A 16955-nucleotide genomic window follows, 5' to 3' on the forward strand; every position below is an offset into this window, starting at 1 on the left:
CGCGACTGCCTGTGTTCTGGCAACGATTGCTTTACACCGTAACCATGTACCTGCTAACGCCGGTGATTGTCTATCGCCTGGCGTGGCGTGGTCTGCGCTACCGCGATTATTTTGGTCGCTGGAAGGAGCGCTTCGGCTTTTTTCCGGATCCAAACATCAACCAGAGTATTTGGGTCCATGCCGTGTCGGTCGGCGAGGTCAATGCGGCGTTGCCCTTGATCGAGGCCATGATGAAGCGCTTCGCCGACACCCGCATTGTGGTGACCACCGTAACGCCGACCGGTTCGGCCAGAACCTTGAAGCTGTTCAACGACCGGGTGTTTCATGTGTACCTGCCCTATGACTTGCCGGCATCGATCGATCGGTTTCTGGATCGGATCAAGCCCAAGATGGCAGTCATCATGGAAACGGAAATCTGGCCGAATCTCTATCATCTGTGCGAGAAGCGCGGGATTCCGATACTGATCGCCAACGCCCGCCTGTCCGAGCGGTCGCTTCGCGGCTACGGCCCAGTTCGGCCGCTGGCGCGGGCCGCAGTCCGGTCCGTCGCCCAGTTGGCGGTGCAGTCCAAGCAGGATGCCGAGCGCCTGCTTCGATTGGGCGCGATGCCCGAGCGGCTGGTCATTACCGGCAACGTCAAATTCGACATGCCGGTGCCGAGCGGTTTGGAGCGCATTGGCAAGGTACTGCGCGAATATTGGGGTGAACCCCGGCCGGTATGGATCGCCGCGAGCACGCATGAAGGCGAGGAGGCGCGCGTGCTGGAAGCGCATGCGCGCGTCTTGCGACGATTCCCCGACGCGCTGTTGGTGATTGCGCCGCGCCACCCGGAGCGGTTTCGACCCGTGCAACAAATCTGCAAAGGCTATGGCTTTCGCACGCTGTGTCGCAGCGAGGACACCGTGGCGCACCACGACACGCAGTGTTTTGTCGTCGATACGCTGGGTGAGCTCTTGAACTTCTTTGCGGCATGCGACGTGGCGTTTGTGGCCGGCAGCCTTGATCCCATCGGTGGGCATAACGTGTTGGAGCCGGCGGCGCTCGCCAAACCCGTGCTGGTCGGCCCCCACACGTTCAACTTCGAGCAGATCACCGAGAACCTGATCAACGACGGCGCGGCGATTCGAATTCAAGACAGCGCCAGTCTGGGCGACGCCGCATTGCGCCTGCTCGCTGATCGCGATCTGCGGTTGAAAATGGGGCACCAGGCCTTGCTGGCGGTGGAGCGTGAGCGCGGTGCCGTCAAGCGTACGATTGACCTGATTGAAGCCGTGTTGCATCCCGGAGTCCGTCGGGCGGAGTCGGTATCGGTTGGCCCGGGACACCAATCCTGACCCGCATCCGGCTTTCGTCGCTGTCCCATCGCCCGGTTTTGCGCCAAAATCCCAAATCTGAACTCCTGGAAACGCTGCATGCAGATCTGGTCTTTGCTCGGTAACAGTCAAAAACTCGATGGTGGCGCCATGTTTGGCAACGCCCCGAAGGCCTTGTGGTCGCGTTGGCTGACGCCGGACGCTGACAATCGCGTCCCACTCGCGTGTCGCGCGATGCTCGTGCGCGGCGTCAATGGCAAGACGGTCCTGTTTGAGACCGGCATCGGCGCGTTCTTCGATCCCAAAATGCGCGAGCGCTATGGCGTGGTGGAAGACCGCCATGTGCTGCTCGATTCGTTGGCCAAAGCTGGGTTTGCACCTGGCGACATCGACACGATCGTACTGTCGCACTTGCATTTTGATCATGCCGGCGGATTGTTGGCGCCGTTTGCCGACGGTCAGCCGATGCGACTGGTGTTCCCGAATGCACACTACCTGGTCAGCAAGGCATGCTTTGAACGCGCGGAGTCGCCGCATGCCCGCGATCGGGCGTCGTTCATTCCGGGCTTGAATGCGTTGCTCAAAGACACGGGTCGGCTGGAGCTGGTCGAAGGGCCGTTCAGTCAGCGGCTCGGCGAAGCGGTGCGGTTTCATTACAGTGACGGACATACGCCCGGCTTGATGCTCGCAGAGGTCATTGGCGATCCGGGCGTCGTGTTCTGCGCTGATCTGATCCCTGGCAAGGCCTGGGTACACGTGCCCATCACGATGGGATACGACCGCTTTCCGGAATTGCTGGTCGATGAGAAGCGCGAATTCCTGGAGGACAAGCAACAGCGCCAGGTCCGCCTCTTTTTTACGCACGATCCAGACTGCGCGATGGCGGCGCTGGATCGGGACGCGCACGGCAAGTTCGTGACGCGCGATGAGCAGGCGACGGTCGCCGGTCAAGCCGTGCAGCAAGCTGCGAGCTAAGTGAACCGATTCGGCATTCAGCGCGTCGCGATCCAGATCCCGCTTCCGCGGTTCTTGATGGCGGCCGCAGCAACCTATGCAAACCAATCAATCCCTCAAACATCCAAAGGAGTGACCCATGAAATTGCTCGGAATGCTCGCCGTTCTTGTGCTCTCGACCGCCGGTGCCAACCACTTTGGCACTGAGGATCCCGCGAATCTCGAAGCCAAGTCATTGGCGTCGGCCGTCAGTTCGTTCAAAGCCGATGATCAGGATGTGCAGGCCTACAGCGGTCGGGTTGGCAAGGTGTGCCAAGCCAAGGGCTGCTGGATGCAATTGATCGATGGTGATGTGATGGCCCGCGTCAAAACCGGTCATAAATTCTTTCTACCCAAAGACCTCACGGGCAACGCCGTGGTGTACGGCAAGCTGGTCAAAATCGAGCTGAGTGCCGAACAGGCCGAGCATTTCGCGAAAGAATCGAATGATGGCGCCGTGGCAGGTGCCGAGTATCAGATCCTCGCACAATCCGTGACCATGCAATGAGCGACTGGAGTCGATTGAATCGGCGCCGCTTTTTGAGCGCGTCGAGCAAGATTGGGTTGGCATCACTGCCACTGTCGTCGATGTTGCTGAGCGCTTGCAGCAGCGGTAAGTCGGATGTTGCGCTCAAGAAGCAGTCTGGGCTGGACGGCTATGGCCCGTTGCAACCGACGCGCGATGAAACGACCGGGCTCGATTTGCTGCGCCTGCCGGCCGGATTTCGGTATCGCACGTTCGGTTGGACGGGCACGCCGCTACAAGGCGGATTTTTCACGCCCAGCGCTCATGACGGCATGGGCGTGGTGCGCCAACTCGGGCGCCGCGTGACCTTGATCCGCAACCACGAAGTTACCCATGACCGTGGCGCGTTTGGTGATCCGAGCCAGAGCTACGATCCGAACGGCGGTGGCGGCTGTGTGGCCTTTGAATTTGATCTCGACACGGCTGAAGTGTTCGCCGAGCGCTGCGTGCTCTCTGGGACAGCGATCAATTGCGCGGGTGGCGTCACGCCCTGGGGGACGTGGCTGTCGGGCGAGGAAGTGGTCTTCAAGGGCGGCAACCTGATCGACGCGATGGCCGTCAAATTGGGGCGCACTGGCTGGCAGCGTGATCATGGATTCCTGTTTGAGGCACATCCTGATCGTCCCGGCCCGGCCGTGCCGATTCCGGCTGCGGGCATGTTCAAGCATGAGGCGGCCGCCGTGCATGTGGCGAGTGGGATCGTTTATCTGACCGAAGACAACAACCCGGAAGCCGGATTGTATCGGCTGATTCCGAACGAACCGGGCAATCTGCTGGCAGGAGGCACACTGCAAATGCTGCGCGCGAAAGAGCGTCGCGACTTGCGCCGCGGTATTGCGCCCGGCGCGCAGTTCAGTGTCGATTGGGTCGATATCGATGACCCCACAGAGGGACACAGTCCCGGTACCTACGATGGCCGCGGCGTGTTTGCGCAGGGCTTTGCGAAGGGCGGGGCACAATTCACCCGCGGCGAGGGCATTGTCGCGCACGGCGACCAGCTTTGGTTCACGTGCACGAACGGGGGCGACTTTGAGCGTGGACAAATCTTCATGCTGGATGTCAACACATCGCGCCTCACGCTGATTTTTGAAGCGCGGTCGCAAGATCAGCTCGACATGCCCGATAACCTGATCGTCAGCCCTCAGGGCGGCCTGGTGATCTGCGAGGACAACGACCTCGGGCGGGCGCAAAAATTGGTTGGCATGAATCAAGACGGCCAAGTGTTCGACTTCTGCGAGAGCAATGTCGACCTGCGCGGGCAGAATCTGCCTGGCATTCCGGCCGAGGATTACCGCTGGGAGGAATGGGCGGGTGTATGTTTCAGTCCGGACGGCCAATGGATGTTTGCGAATGTCTATGATCCCGGATTCACGGTGGCGATCACAGGCCCTTGGAAGCAGGGCCCGCTGTGACCGAAACAACACCACCGCGGTTGTTCCTGGCGTCGCAGTCCCCGCGCCGTCAGGAACTGCTGAGTCAGATCGGCGTCACGTTTGCCCAAATCGACGCGCCGATCGACGAGGTGCGCGGTGACGGCGAACCACCTTTGGACTACGTCCGGCGTGTTGCCCGGGAAAAAGCGGGCGCGGGCTGGCTCGCGGTCGCTGCCATACCAGGTGCAGTGGTCCTGGCTGCCGATACTGAAGTGGTGCTCGATGGTCGGGTCTATGGTAAGCCGGCGTCGCGGGAAGAGGCCGAAGCGATGTTGCGTAGCCTTTCGGGGCGCACGCATCAAGTGATCTCGGCGGTCGCGGTCATGAACGCCGGTCGGGAGCAGGAGGCGCATTGCATCACTACCGTGCGCTTTGCGGCTTGGTCCGAATCGTCGTTGCAGCGCTATCTGGACAGTGGCGAGTCGTTTGGTAAGGCGGGGGCTTATGCGATTCAAGGTCGCGCAGCAGCCATGATCGACCGGATAGAAGGGAGCTATTCCGGCGTCATGGGCTTGCCGTTGTTTGAGACGGCCCAACTGCTGCGCGCGTTTGGTCTGCTCACGCAGATCTGAGTGAAGGTGCCGCGCGCATGCGGGCGAACTCGCCACCCGTCGTATCGAATCAGCACGGGCCGCACCCCGACTTGGCGGAGGTCGTCGCGCGCCACTTGGAACATCCGTGGCGCGCCCCCTTGCATCAGCCGAGTGCGCGCGTGTTCGCGGCGTGGGTTGCCGCGGTGGCAGCACCCGGCCGCGAGTTGATTCTGGACTCCGGTTGCGGCACTGGCGACAGCACCCGACTGCTGGCGCTACAGAACCCAGAGGCGCTGGTCTTGGGGATCGATCAATCCGAAGTCCGCTTGCAAGCCGAAGACAGCGACCTGCAACAGATCGGTGCCCATGCCTGGTTGCTCAGAGCGCGTGCCGAAACCATCTGGCGCTGCCTGCTGGCGGCATCATTCCGGGTCAGCCGGCATTGCCTGTGGTATCCGAATCCCTGGCCCAAGTCCGCACATTTGCAGCGGCGATGGCACGGTCATCCGGCCTGGCCGGATTTGCTGCAACTGTCGGCGACGATCGAGCTCCGAAGCAACTGGGCGACGTACGTGGACGAGTTTGCGCTCGCGCTGGCGCAGTCAGGATGGCAGGCCGAGCGCGATGTCGTGGCGGGCAGCGAGGCGCCGGTCAGCCCGTTCGAAAAGAAATACCGCGAGTCCGGGCATGCCCTGCATCGACTCAGGGCACAACCTCGCTGATGGTGATCTCGATCGGGCCGTCGATATTGGCTTGCGTCAACGTTGGCGTCAGGCCCTCCAAATCGCCACTCTGCGCATTCGCGACCCCCGACTGACTGATGCGCGCGCCGATGACGATTTGCGGGGTGCCGGAGAGTTTCATGGTCGGCATCATGCCCATCGAATCATCAAGCGTGAGATCGACCGGCAGCACCGATACCGGCAGACGCTGAATTGCCAGCGGCATCTTGGGGCCCTCGGCCGGGCGCGCAAACACATAGAGCACGGCATTGGGACCAACTCGTGCGCGAAGCGCATCGTTCAAGCTCACCTTGACGCGAATACTGGCGCCCGTGTTCGCTACGGCAGGCGCATCTGATGCAGCAACTGCCGAGGGGGCAACGGTTTCGCCCGTCAATTCGGCCAATTGCTGTTCGATGCTCTGGCGGATCTCGGACTCTGGCGGCAGCTGCGCCTGCAGACGCTTCCAGTAGTCGATTGCCGCGGGTTTATCACCGCGTTGGACAGCGGCGATACCGAGCAGCCACAAAGCACGTTGGTGAGCACCATCGCGGCTCAGCGCGTCTTCGAGCAATCGCAGCGGCTCGCCGGTGATCCGGCGCTCGGCACCGGCCAGCGCCAGCGCCTCAGCGTATTCGACTTGCACATCGAGATTGTCGGGCGCCAAGTCACGTGCTTTTTGGAGCGCAGTCAGGCTGCCTGCAAAATCCTGCATACTCTGCTTGCCCCGTGCGAGCAGGCGCCAGCCTTCCATGTCCTCCGGATTGGCCGCCATTTTCTGCTCCAGCGACTGAACCGCACTTTCCAGACTCGGTGGCGGCGTATTATCACCGCCGCTGGCACTGCCATCGGCAGCGACCAGATTCGCAGGGTCCAGCGCCAGCGCGTTGCCGAACTGACGGTAGAGGCCGAGCATGCCCAAGGGGACCAGCACGGTCAGGACGAGCGCCAGCTGACGTGCCGGTGCGACGCGTGCCGGGGCAGCAGGCGCCGGCTGATCGGCCTTCAACGCATTGAGCTTTTGATCGTACTCAGCCTGATCAATCACGCCCGCCGCGCGCGCGGCAGCGAGTGCCTGACGCTTCTTGCTGTTTGGATCGTCCAGGGTTTCGGCAGTGTCTGGTTTCAAGAGAACATAGACCAAGGGGCTCAGCGCCAGAATGGTCAAGAGGGCAGCCAGAATCAAAAAGGTGGTCACGGAATCATCTCGTTCGGGTCGTCTGGACCGGTGCTTGGTGTCGCGGCCGTGCTGGTCGCCTCAGCACGAGCGCGCTGACGTCCACGAATGTGGCGGATCAGGAGGAAGCCGCCTGCGAGCAGCACCAGAAACGGGCCAAACCACAGTAGCCACGTGCTGGGCTTCATGGGCGGCCGATAGAGCACAAAGTCGCCATAGCGCTCGGTCATAAAGGTCTTGATCTCGTCGTCGGACTTGCCTTCGCGCATCATCTCGAAGACTTCCAGGCGCAGATCACGGGCCAAGTCTGCATTCGAGTCAGCGATGTTCTGGTTTTGACAGACCAGGCAACGAAGCTCGCGCGTAATGTCTTGGAACCGGAGTTCTTCGTCACGGTCCTTGAACGGCATCGGATCCAATGCGAAAGCTGCTGCGCTAAAGCAAAGCAAACACCACAACAGGCACGTGCGGATCATGATTTGACGCCTATTCTTGGCAGGACCTCGCGTTCAAAATCGTCCGGAGTCAGCGGGCCAATTTTCTTGTACCGGATGATGCCTTGAGCGTCGATCAGAAACGTCTCCGGCGCACCGTAAACGCCATAGTCGATCGCTGTGCGGCCATCAGCGTCAACGGCGATGGCGCTGTACGGGTCACCGAAGCGCTGCAGCCACTGCATCGCGGTGGCCGGATCATCCTTCCAGTTCAGGCCAATCACCGTGAGGTGGTGGCGGCGCGCGAATTCGACCACCACCGGGTGCTCATCGCGACAGGCCGGGCACCAGGATCCCCAAACATTCAGCAGGTACGGCGTGCCAAGCAATGCCTTGTTGTCCACACGCTGCGTTGGATCACGCAGTTCGGGCAGATTGAACGGTGGCGCCGGTTTGTCGATCAGCGGCGACGGCACTTGTTTCGGATCAAGACCCAGACCGACAAACAACAGCACCGCGAGCGCAATGAAAACGGCGATCGGGAGATAGCGCATCATGCCGTCTGCACTCCGTCGCTGATTGCCGCTTTCGCAGGCTCGGTGCGGCGCAGGCGGGCGTCGAACGATGCAATCAGGCCGCCGAACATCATCATCAGCGCACCCAACCAGATCCAGCGAATAAACGGTTTGTAGTAGACGCGGACGGCCCACGCGTCGTTGCCCCCGAGCGGTTCGCCGAGCGCGACATACAAATCGCGGGTGAGTCCTGGGTCAATGGCGGCCTCGGTCATGACCTCGCCGCGGCGGTAGCCGCGTTTTTCAGGATGCAGACGGGCCACCTCCTGGTCGCCATCCTTGATGACGAAGTGGCCCTGATCGGCATTGAAGTTCGGGCCCTGGTAGTGATCCATCTTCTCGAACACGATACTCAATCCACTGATCTCGACGGATTGGCCAGGTTCCAGCCGCACATCCTTTTCGATGCTGCTGGATTCCGTGACGAGCACACCGATCACGAATACCCCCATTCCGGCGTGCGCCAGCAGCATGCCAAGATGCTCACGCCCGAGGCCTCGACTGCGGCGTGCCGGGTCGGCGCGAAATCGCCGCACATACTCGATGCAGCCGACCAAGATCCAGCTGCCGATCAACACGCCCACCGCCGCCTTCCAGGGCGCGCCGAATGCGATGCAGACACCGGCGATCACGACGGCGGCCAGCGCTGCCCACTTCACCGACGGTGCCACGCGCGCGACCTGATCTTGCCGCCATTTCAGGAATGGGCCAAACGGCAACAGGAATACGATTGGCATCATCATGATCGGGAACGTCAAGCCGAAGAATGGCGAACCGACCGACACTTTGCCCCAGCCCATGGCGTCGGCAAGCAGCGGAAACAGGGTTCCCAGCAACACCAGCAGGCAGGCCGTAGTCATTACCAGGTTGTTGATCAACAGACCCGTCTCTCGCGACACCAGGCCAAAGTCGAAACTGCGCAGAAAATGGTTGAAGCGCCAGGAGAACAGCGCGAGTGCACCACCGGCGATCGCGGCCAAGAACGCGAGAATAAACACACCGCGCTCTGGATCGGACGCGAACGCATGCACTGACGTGAGGACGCCCGAGCGCACCAAAAAGGTGCCAAGCAGCGACAGTGAGAACGCAAGGATCGATAGCAGCAACGTCCAGAGCACGAGTTGCTGCCGCTTCTCTACGACCGACTGGCTATGGATCAATGCGGTGCCAACGAGCCATGGCATGAACGAGGCATTTTCGACCGGATCCCAAAACCACCAGCCACCCCAGCCGAGTTCGTAATAGGCCCACCACGAACCGAGCGCAATGCCCAAAGTCAGAAAAGACCAAGCCCAGAGCGTCCAGGGCCGTACCCACTTGATCCAGCGCGAATCGATTCGGCCTTCGATCATTGCGGCAACTGCAAAGGCAAACGCGACCGAGAAGCCGACATAACCCATGTACAGCATCGGCGGATGAATGATCAGACCCGGATCCTGCAGCAACGGATTCAGGTCGGCACCATCGGGCAAGCCGGGCAGATGGCGCAGGAACGGGTTCGAGGTGATGATCATGAAGGCCAGGAAGCCGACATTGATGAAGCCCAGAACCGACAGCACGCGCGCGTAGAATGCAGCAGGCAGATCCCGGCTATGAATGGCAACCAGCGCCGTCCACAGTGACAGGATGAGTGCCCAGAGCAACAACGAGCCCTCGTGCGCACCCCAGACCGCCGAGACGCGGTACATCGCCGGCAGATCGAGATTGGAATTCTGCGCGACATACGCGACGGAAAAATCCTGCACGACAAAAGCGTGGGCCAGCAGGCAGAACGACACCAGCATGACCAGAAACTGCATCAGCGCGGCCGGGCCGGCCAATGCCATCCAACGTGCCTTCTGATAGTGCGCACCGAGCAGTGGCAGCGCGAACTGCAGGGCCGATAGCACCAATGCCAGCAGCAACGCGAACTGACCAAGTTCGGGCATCATGGGGTGGATCCTTGCGTCGGGTTGATGGCGGCGCCAGCTTGCTTTTCCTTGGCGCGCTTGATGGCGTCGGCCACCTCGGTGGGCATGTAGTTTTCGTCATGCTTCGCAAGCACTTCGCTTGCCACGAACACGGGGCCATCCATCATGCCGGTGGCGACCACGCTTTGACCTTCACGAAACAGATCGGGCAGGATGCCGTCATAGCGGACTTTCTGTTGCTGAAAGCGGTCCGTGACAACGAACTCATTTTGCAGCGATTCCTGAGCGCGTGTGACACTGCCCTCCAGCACGATGCCCCCCAACCGGAAGCGCTTGCCCGTGGCCGGGGCTTTACCCTCGGCAATATCGGTTGGGCTGACAAAGTGCTGCAGGTTTTCGCTCAAGGCCGTGAGCACGAGGCCGGCCGCCACGCCGAGCGCCGCAAGGCCAGCGAGAATCAGCAACAAACGGCGTTTTCGAATCGGATTCATAGTCGGTCCGTAATGTCAGCGTCGGGCGCCGGTTGTTGTTGCCGCTTCTGCTCGCGCTTCAGGCGCTGCCCAAGTTCGCGCACCAGGGTGCGCCGAGCCAGCCAGGGTGCGAGTCCGTCGATCAGCAGAAAAAGCGCGAAGACAGCATAAGAAATCGCGATGAAGGGTGTGTGATTCATGATGCCAGCCCCTGTTCGTTGCGAATCATTTGGCGGACCCAATCCTTCCCCGATTCCTGCTCCAGTACCAGCACCCGGGCCCTGGCAAGCAGGCTTGCGGCAAACCAGAATTTGGTCGCGAATGCCATCAAGATCAGCGGTGCCAGCATGCTGCTGTCGATCGTTGACTTGTCGCTTGCAAACAGGCGGATCGATTGACCCTGATGCAGCGTGTTCCACCATTCCACCGAATAGTGGATGACCGGCAGATTCACCAATCCCACCAGCGCCAGAATGGCTGCGGCGCGTGCGGCCTTGCGCGGGTCTTCGATGGCCTGCTGAAGCGCGATCACGCCGAAATACAAGAACAACAGCACCAGTTCGCTCGTCAGGCGCGCGTCCCAGACCCAATAGGTGCCCCAGGTCGGTCGGCCCCACAGGGAGCCGGTAATCAAGGTGACGGCGGTAAACATCGCGCCGATGGGGGCGGCGGCGCGGGCAATCACTTCAGCGATTTTCACGTGCCAGATCAGTGCCATGGCGCCGGCGAAGGCCATGAACGCGAAGATGAACATCGACATCCAGGCGGACGGCACATGGATGTAGATGATGCGGAATGAGTCGCCTTGAAGATAGTCGGCCGGTGTGCGGAACAAGCCGAGGTAGAGCGCAGGCAAGCCGGAAAGCGCCGCCAGCGCGTACATCCAGGGCAGGAACAGACCGCTGAGCCGATAGAACTCAGGCGGTGAACCGGTGCGATGAAACCAGAGCAAGAGTGGATGCATGGTATGTCGGGTGATTTAAGTCGTTTGGGTCTGGTCGATCGATGTCTCTGGCGTTAAGACGCTCAACCGGTCTTCAAAGTTTCAGCCACCAGCCAGGGACCAAAGGCCACCGTGACCACCGCCCCCGCTGCCAAAAATAGCAGGGGTTGGCGGGCACTCCCACCGGTGATTACCGCCTCGACCGCACCCGCGCCAAAAATGAGGACCGGCAGCGTGAGCGGCAGTACGATCAGCGACAGCAACACACCGCCGCGTCGGAGGTGGGCCGTCAGCGCCGCAGCCAATGCGCCAAAGGTGCAAATGATCGGCGTGCCCAGAAGCAATGACAGCAGCAGGACGGGCAGGGCGCCTTGATCCAGGTCATAGGCGTAAGCAATCACGGGCGTCAGCAAGAGCAGCGGTAACGCGGTGCCGAGCCAGTTCAGCAGCATTTTGCAGGCGACAATCAGCGTCAGGCTGCGGCGACTGGCCAGCATGACATCGAGTGAGCCGTCCTCGACATCGCTTCGAAACAGGGCATCGAGCGACAAGAGGCTGGCCAACAGGAAAATGACCCATGCGACGCCACCCGCAATCCGGGTCAGCTTGGCCGCCTCGGGCCCAAGCGCCAACGGGAAGGCCGTGGCGACGATCAGCGCAAACCAAAGAGGCGCCAAGGTCTCGCTGCGTCGGCGAAACAACAGCAGCGCATCACGTTTCAGCAGGGGCCAGATCACCGCATCAGACATGGTTGCCTCCGCTGAGCGCGAGTGTCTGAATCCGGCTGACCCGCGTGCTGATCAGGCCGTGCGAGGTCAGGATGGCGGCACCGCCCCGACCGAGATGGGCTTCGAGCATTCGGTCGACCAGCAATTGCCCGTCCCGGTCGAGATTCGCATAAGGTTCGTCCAGCAGCCACATCTGCGTAGGCCAGGTCATCAGTGCCGCCAACGCAGCACGCCGGTTCTGACCTTGGGACAGCTTACGGAGCGGCGTGTCCTCAAAACCCTCCAGTCCGACACTTTGCAGCGCCGCGCGATGGCTAATGCCAGGCCGAAGACCAAACAGTGCCGCCAGCGCGCGCATATTCTCAAGTGGCGACAGCTCCGACTTGAGGCCGGTTCGATGGCCGAGCCAACCGATTGCTGCGGGCGGCGTGTCGCGCGCCGTCCCTTGCCAAAGGATGTCGCCATCGGATCTCGCAATCCAGCCCATCAAGGTGCGTAGCAGGCTGGTCTTGCCGCTGCCGTTGCTGCCCTCGAGCATCAGTGCTTCGCCGCTTCGCAAGCTAAAGTCCAGCGGGCCAAAGATCCGTTCTTCGCCGCGACTGAGGCACAGATTCTGGCATTGGAGCAAGGGAATGTCGGCAGGATCGAGCACAGCGGGTCGGGGCCTTTGGGCAAACAGCCCGAAAGTGTACCGTGTTGGGGAGGCTGAACAAACCTGAATGCGGCTGATCTGGCCCCAGAGCCGGCGCAAGACCACCAGAGGGTCCACCGGGTGCGCACATGCCGGTCGTTTGGCTGCTGCCGGGCGGTATCCCGATCATTGCCCAGGTAGCCAATCCCTGGTCGCCAAACGATCGTGGCGTGGCCGTTGGCAATGGGTTCAGCTTTGTGCCACGGTAGTTGGATAAGTTACGGAAGCGTGGGGAAGCGTGATCCGGTAAATGGCTCGGAGTTGGCGCTGCCACTGCGGGCGACAAAGAGCGAAAATTAGGAGTGCAGTGATGATCAATCGACAACAATGGCGACGCTTGGTTGTGATCGCGGGATTGGCCGTGAGCCCATGGGTCAGTTTTGCGGCCACCGTGGAACAAACCCCGTTGGCGATCGGCCCAACGCAGAAAGCGGGCGCGTCTTTAGCCGATCATGCGGCCAAACGACATCACACCAATCGCTACCTGGTGGAGCTCAAAGAACCGTCAGCCGTCGCTTTTCGAAGCCTCGACCAACTTGGCAGCATCGGCAAAGCCATCCGGCTGCAGCCGACTGCGCCCGAGGCGAACGGCGGCCAGCGATTCCGTGCCGATACACCAGCTGTCATCGCATATCGCGAGTATCTGCATGCCGCGCAAGATCGCGCTTTGTCGGAACTGTCGTCTACGGTCGGCCGAACGCTGGCGAGCGAATTGCGCTGGGACCTCATCGGCAATGGCTTTGCGTTGACACTCTCGGAATCCGAAGCGGCGGCGCTGCGAGACCATCCTTTGGTGCAGTCGGTCACGCGTGAGACTGTGTATCAGCTGCAAAGCGATGTCGGCACGCGCGACATCGGGGCCGATCAAGTCTGGACCGGCACGATTCCCGGCAGCGTCTTGCAGACGCGCGGTGAAGGCGTCGTGGTAGGGATTGTCGACTCTGGCATCAACTACGGGCACCCGTCTTTCGCAGACTTGTCTCCGGACGGTTACAACCATACAAACCCCCGCGGCACCCGCTACGGCGTGTGCGCGGGCGGCACGGATCCGCGGTGCAATGACAAGCTGATCGGAATCTACGATTTCGTCAACGAGACCGGCGCGCAGGGCGCGAGTGCGGGCCTCGACTTAGGTGGGCATGGCACCCATGTGGCCGCAACGGCCGCCGGTAATCCGGTTTCGGGACAGGTTACGGCCCTATCGGCTTCGTTCCCGATCAGCGCAACCGGTGTTGCGCCCCGTGCGAACATCATCGCCTACAAAGCATGCGGCGAAGGTGAGCTCTCGTGTCCTTTCGCCGCCACCTTGGCGGCGCTAAATCAGGCCTTGGCAGATGGCGTCGATGTCATCAACTTCAGTCTCGGTGGCGCGGCGCAGTCACCCTGGGGCGATCCCCGGGCCTTCCTCGATCTGCGGGTGGCTGGGACGCTGGCAGCGGTCTCTGCGGGCAACGCCGGCCCGATCAACTTTACCGTGGGTTCGCCGGCCAATGCGCCTTGGGTGGTAGCGGTTGCCAACACGTACAGCAGCAAGCGCTACACGACCGTGCTCGGCAACATCAATGGCACCGGCATCACCACGCCATTTTCGTTGGGCGGGCAGGGTATCAGCGGTGGCGTTGCCGAGGCGCAGGTGGTGTATGCCGGCGACTTTGGCGATCCGACTTGTACCACGTCGTTTCCGGGCGGCACCTTTACGGGCCGAATCGTCGTTTGCGATAACGGCCGGTCGGACTTCTCAATCCAGAAGTCCCTTCGCGTTGCGAGCGCTGGTGCCGTTGGTCTGGTGATCGCGAACCGTGAGATCGATGGTAATGGCAATGCGCCCAATCCGTTCACGACACTGCCAACCGTGCACGTGACCTTTCAGGATGGGCAGCGCCTCAAAACAGCGCTGCGCACTGCGCGACAGGGCAATGGTCAGATCCGTGCGCGCATCGATGGGCTGAATGTCCAGACCGGCGGCGCGGTCGGCACTTTGGCCGAAAGCAGCAGCCGTGGTCCGGTCGCACCGTTCTCGGGCTATCTGAAGCCAAACATTGCGGCGCCGGGGACAAACATCGTCGCCGCTTTCCAACCCAGTCCAACCAGCTTCGATGTGCTAACCGGCACCTCCATGGCGTCGCCCCATATTGCCGGGGCGATTGCATTGCTTGCTGCCGCGCATCCAGATTGGACGTCTGATCAACTGGAATCAGCATTACTGACGACCGCCAATGCAACGGTCCTGAAGGAGGACGGGCTGACACCGGCTGCGTTCTATGAAGGTGGTGCCGGCATGGCCAACATTCCGGCAGCAATGAAGGCGGGACTTCATTTCAAGGTCAGCAAAGATGCGTTCTTGGCTTCGAATCCAGCAGCTGGCGGCAATCCAGAAAGCCTCAACATGCCTTACCTGCACAGCGAGGCTTGTGTGTCTCGCTGCACATTCGATCGCACGGTCACGGCAAATGTGGGTGGTAGCTGGTCGATTGCATCGACCGGGAACTCGGGCTTCAGTGTGCAAGCCGAACCGAACGCAATCAGCCTGACCGCCGGCCAATCAGTCACCGTGCGTATCACCGTGTCTGTCACCGAACCGAGCGCTTACGGCCGCTGGTTGGAAGGAACACTGCGGTTTACGAGCACGACTGATCCGAATGGCGTCAGCCCAACGGTGGTGCCGGTTTCGGTGTTTGCATCGGGTGGGGCGTCGGCGTTTGCATTGAATGTCACCAACGCCAATTCCGCCGGCGCCCTCACCATGAACGTGCCCATCGCCGCCAGCTTGGCAGAAGCCACGGTCAAGACCACGCGCATGAAGGCGATTGTGTCGGCGAATCCGGTCATTCCGGTCGATAGCACGAACGATGATGCATTCGATAACACGGGGCAGAACTTTGTCCGCTACGTGCCGTTGCCGACGCTCGGGCCAGAGGGTAACGATGGCATTCTGTATGTGGACGTTCGACCCGCCGCGACCCAGGACATGGACTTATTCGTTGGCTTCGATCGCAATGACAACGAGATCCCGGAAGTCGATGAACTGCTTTGCGCCAGCACGCGTTCAGTCGGCGATGCAGATGCCTGTTTGGTGGAATTGCCAGCACTGTCTTCGAGCCGGCCGATCAACTATTGGATCATGGTGCAGAATTTCTCTTCGGCAGCGGACAATCCGGCACCCGAGATCAACGTGTATACGAGCACGTACCTTGAGGTGGATAGCAATTTGGGTGGGGTCGCCAAAGCCATGCTTGGCCGAACCAACGAACGCCAGGAGCTGCCGATTGATTTTTCATGGCTTCTGACGGACGTGGCTCCTGGCAAGAAAGCCATCACGGTGATCCGAATTGGTGCTGATCGCAACCATGCCGGCAACATTGTCAACATCCCGGTGATCGTGACGCGCAATACCGACGCGCAACTGCCGCCGATCGTCATGAACGCCCGGTCCGACACCAAGACCTTGTCGCTGCAGCCCGGTCAGGTGCACGAGCGGATTGTGGTGGATGTGCCGCCGAATCAAACCGCGTTGGTGATGCGTGCTGAGGGTATCGGTGGCAACGTCGACCTTTACGTGTCGAAGGCGACCGCGGCGCCGACGCCACCGGTCTTCGCACCAGCGCCGCCGCGCAACCAGCAGCCGTTCAGTTCGGCCACTGCGAGCAACAATGAAGTCGTGGCATTGGAAGGCTCGCAGTTGACCGCCGGGCGCTACTACATCACCCCGGTGAACAGTGGCACGACGGTATCGACGGTAACGTTGTCGGTGGTCGGCGAATTCAACAGCAACACGACGCGCGCACCTTCCAACGGCTATTTCAATCCTGGCCGGAGCGGTCACGGGTTGTTCCTGGCGACGTTGCCAAACCTGTGGGCGATGGCTTGGTACACCTTCGATTTTGCTGGGAATCCGGTTTGGTATACGGCGCAGAGCTCGTTTGTCAACGAGACCGATAGCGTGTGGACGGCCAATCTGTTCCGCTCCACATGGAACGGCAGTCGCGATCAGCCGCAGCTCGTGGGCAAGGTCATTCTGACGCAAACCGGCAACGGCACGTTCGTGTTCTCGTGGATGGTCGATGGCGCCTACGGCAGTGAGCCGTTCCAGCCGATCGGCGTGCCGCAATGCGCGAATGGCAACTTCTCGGTCGGTGGCGGTTGGTTGCGGCCGGATCAATCCGGTTGGGGCAGCTACTTCCTCAACTTTGCCGGAAACTTCGAAGGTGAGGCGCTCTATGTCTATGACGATCTCGGTCTGCCACGATGGCTGATTGGTGATGGCACGTACGCGCCGACCTTGCAGAAGACATTCTTCCAGGTCAGCGGGTTCTGTCCGACTTGTGCACTCGTACCGACGACGCGAACGTCGGTCGGCACGGCGAGCCGCACGCTGACCACAGCCAATCAGGGCTCGTTTACGAGCAACCTGACGTTCCGCAACAACTTGACCGGAACGTGGGTTCAGAACAACGTCGACTGGTCCAAGCTGACGCCGGACCTGTCTTGCGCGCCTTGACCAGTTGTT

Annotated in this window: 16 protein-coding genes; 7 read left to right on the forward strand and 9 right to left on the reverse strand. The window is 61.2% G+C overall.

All coding sequences use genetic code 11. From position 1 onward, the window contains the following. The first annotated feature begins 11 nt into the window (after positions 1-11). From waaA to trmB, 6 genes are all read left to right on the forward strand, one after another. The gene (gene waaA / locus C7S18_RS07610; protein WP_338022140.1) at positions 12-1334 is read left to right on the forward strand and encodes a lipid IV(A) 3-deoxy-D-manno-octulosonic acid transferase; all 1323 of its coding nucleotides are present in this window, start codon (positions 12-14) and stop codon (positions 1332-1334) included. 78 nt (positions 1335-1412) lie between these two features. Continuing rightward, positions 1413-2288: an MBL fold metallo-hydrolase gene (locus C7S18_RS07615; protein ID WP_106890990.1), complete on the forward strand. Its 876-nt coding sequence runs from the start codon at positions 1413-1415 to the stop codon at positions 2286-2288. A gap of 118 nt (positions 2289-2406) precedes the next feature. Next, positions 2407-2814, forward strand: a complete 408-nt coding sequence (locus C7S18_RS07620) for a DUF4920 domain-containing protein (RefSeq protein ID WP_106890991.1) — start codon at positions 2407-2409, stop codon at positions 2812-2814. Continuing rightward, a complete protein-coding gene (locus tag C7S18_RS07625; RefSeq protein ID WP_106890992.1) occupies positions 2811-4244 on the forward strand; it encodes a PhoX family protein in 1434 nt (477 codons plus the stop codon). The genes C7S18_RS07620 and C7S18_RS07625 overlap by 4 nt, the downstream gene beginning before the upstream one ends. After that, the gene (locus C7S18_RS07630; RefSeq protein WP_106890993.1) at positions 4241-4837 is read left to right on the forward strand and encodes a Maf family protein; all 597 of its coding nucleotides are present in this window, start codon (positions 4241-4243) and stop codon (positions 4835-4837) included. The genes C7S18_RS07625 and C7S18_RS07630 overlap by 4 nt, the downstream gene beginning before the upstream one ends. Positions 4838-4854: 17 nt before the next feature. Beyond that, positions 4855-5520 carry a tRNA (guanine(46)-N(7))-methyltransferase TrmB gene (gene trmB, locus C7S18_RS07635; protein ID WP_106890994.1) on the forward strand — a complete coding sequence of 222 codons (666 nt, stop codon included), beginning with the start codon at positions 4855-4857 and terminating at the stop codon, positions 5518-5520. Here the strand turns inward: trmB and C7S18_RS07640 are convergent. The 9 genes from C7S18_RS07640 to ccmA form a co-directional block, all read right to left on the reverse strand. Further along, positions 5501-6718 carry a tetratricopeptide repeat protein gene (locus tag C7S18_RS07640; RefSeq protein ID WP_106890995.1) on the reverse strand — a complete coding sequence of 406 codons (1218 nt, stop codon included), beginning with the start codon at positions 6716-6718 and terminating at the stop codon, positions 5501-5503. The two genes, trmB and C7S18_RS07640, sit on opposite strands and share 20 nt — an antisense overlap. Next, positions 6715-7173, reverse strand: coding sequence for a cytochrome c-type biogenesis protein (locus tag C7S18_RS07645; protein ID WP_106890996.1), 459 nt, complete (start codon positions 7171-7173; stop codon positions 6715-6717). Before C7S18_RS07645 ends, C7S18_RS07640 begins: the two co-directional genes overlap by 4 nt. Beyond that, positions 7170-7688 carry a DsbE family thiol:disulfide interchange protein gene (locus tag C7S18_RS07650; RefSeq protein ID WP_106890997.1) on the reverse strand — a complete coding sequence of 173 codons (519 nt, stop codon included), beginning with the start codon at positions 7686-7688 and terminating at the stop codon, positions 7170-7172. Before C7S18_RS07650 ends, C7S18_RS07645 begins: the two co-directional genes overlap by 4 nt. Further along, positions 7685-9637 (reverse strand): heme lyase CcmF/NrfE family subunit, encoded by a 1953-nt coding sequence (locus C7S18_RS07655; RefSeq protein WP_106890998.1) that lies wholly within the window; start codon positions 9635-9637, stop codon positions 7685-7687. The genes C7S18_RS07650 and C7S18_RS07655 overlap by 4 nt, the downstream gene beginning before the upstream one ends. After that, complete coding sequence (gene ccmE, locus C7S18_RS07660) at positions 9634-10107, reverse strand: cytochrome c maturation protein CcmE (protein WP_106890999.1); 474 nt, start codon at positions 10105-10107, stop codon at positions 9634-9636. Before ccmE ends, C7S18_RS07655 begins: the two co-directional genes overlap by 4 nt. Further along, positions 10104-10286: a heme exporter protein CcmD gene (ccmD, locus tag C7S18_RS07665; protein ID WP_106891000.1), complete on the reverse strand. Its 183-nt coding sequence runs from the start codon at positions 10284-10286 to the stop codon at positions 10104-10106. The genes ccmE and ccmD overlap by 4 nt, the downstream gene beginning before the upstream one ends. Continuing rightward, positions 10283-11050: a heme ABC transporter permease CcmC gene (gene ccmC, locus C7S18_RS07670; RefSeq protein ID WP_106891001.1), complete on the reverse strand. Its 768-nt coding sequence runs from the start codon at positions 11048-11050 to the stop codon at positions 10283-10285. Before ccmC ends, ccmD begins: the two co-directional genes overlap by 4 nt. 62 nt (positions 11051-11112) lie before the next feature. Continuing rightward, entirely contained in the window at positions 11113-11778 is a 666-nt protein-coding gene (ccmB, locus tag C7S18_RS07675) for a heme exporter protein CcmB (protein ID WP_206207998.1), read from the reverse strand. Continuing rightward, positions 11771-12409, reverse strand: a complete 639-nt coding sequence (gene ccmA / locus C7S18_RS07680; RefSeq protein WP_106891002.1) for a heme ABC exporter ATP-binding protein CcmA — start codon at positions 12407-12409, stop codon at positions 11771-11773. The genes ccmB and ccmA overlap by 8 nt, the downstream gene beginning before the upstream one ends. Positions 12410-12758: 349 nt before the next feature. Between ccmA and C7S18_RS25110 the strand changes: the two genes are divergently transcribed. After that, on the forward strand, positions 12759-16946 hold the full coding sequence (locus tag C7S18_RS25110; RefSeq protein WP_170113163.1) for a S8 family serine peptidase: 4188 nt from the start codon (positions 12759-12761) through the stop codon (positions 16944-16946). The last annotated feature ends 9 nt before the right edge of the window (positions 16947-16955 follow it).

Origin of the sequence: Ahniella affigens (assembly GCF_003015185.1) — a bacterium.
GTDB classification, from domain to species: Bacteria; Pseudomonadota; Gammaproteobacteria; order Xanthomonadales; family Ahniellaceae; genus Ahniella; species Ahniella affigens.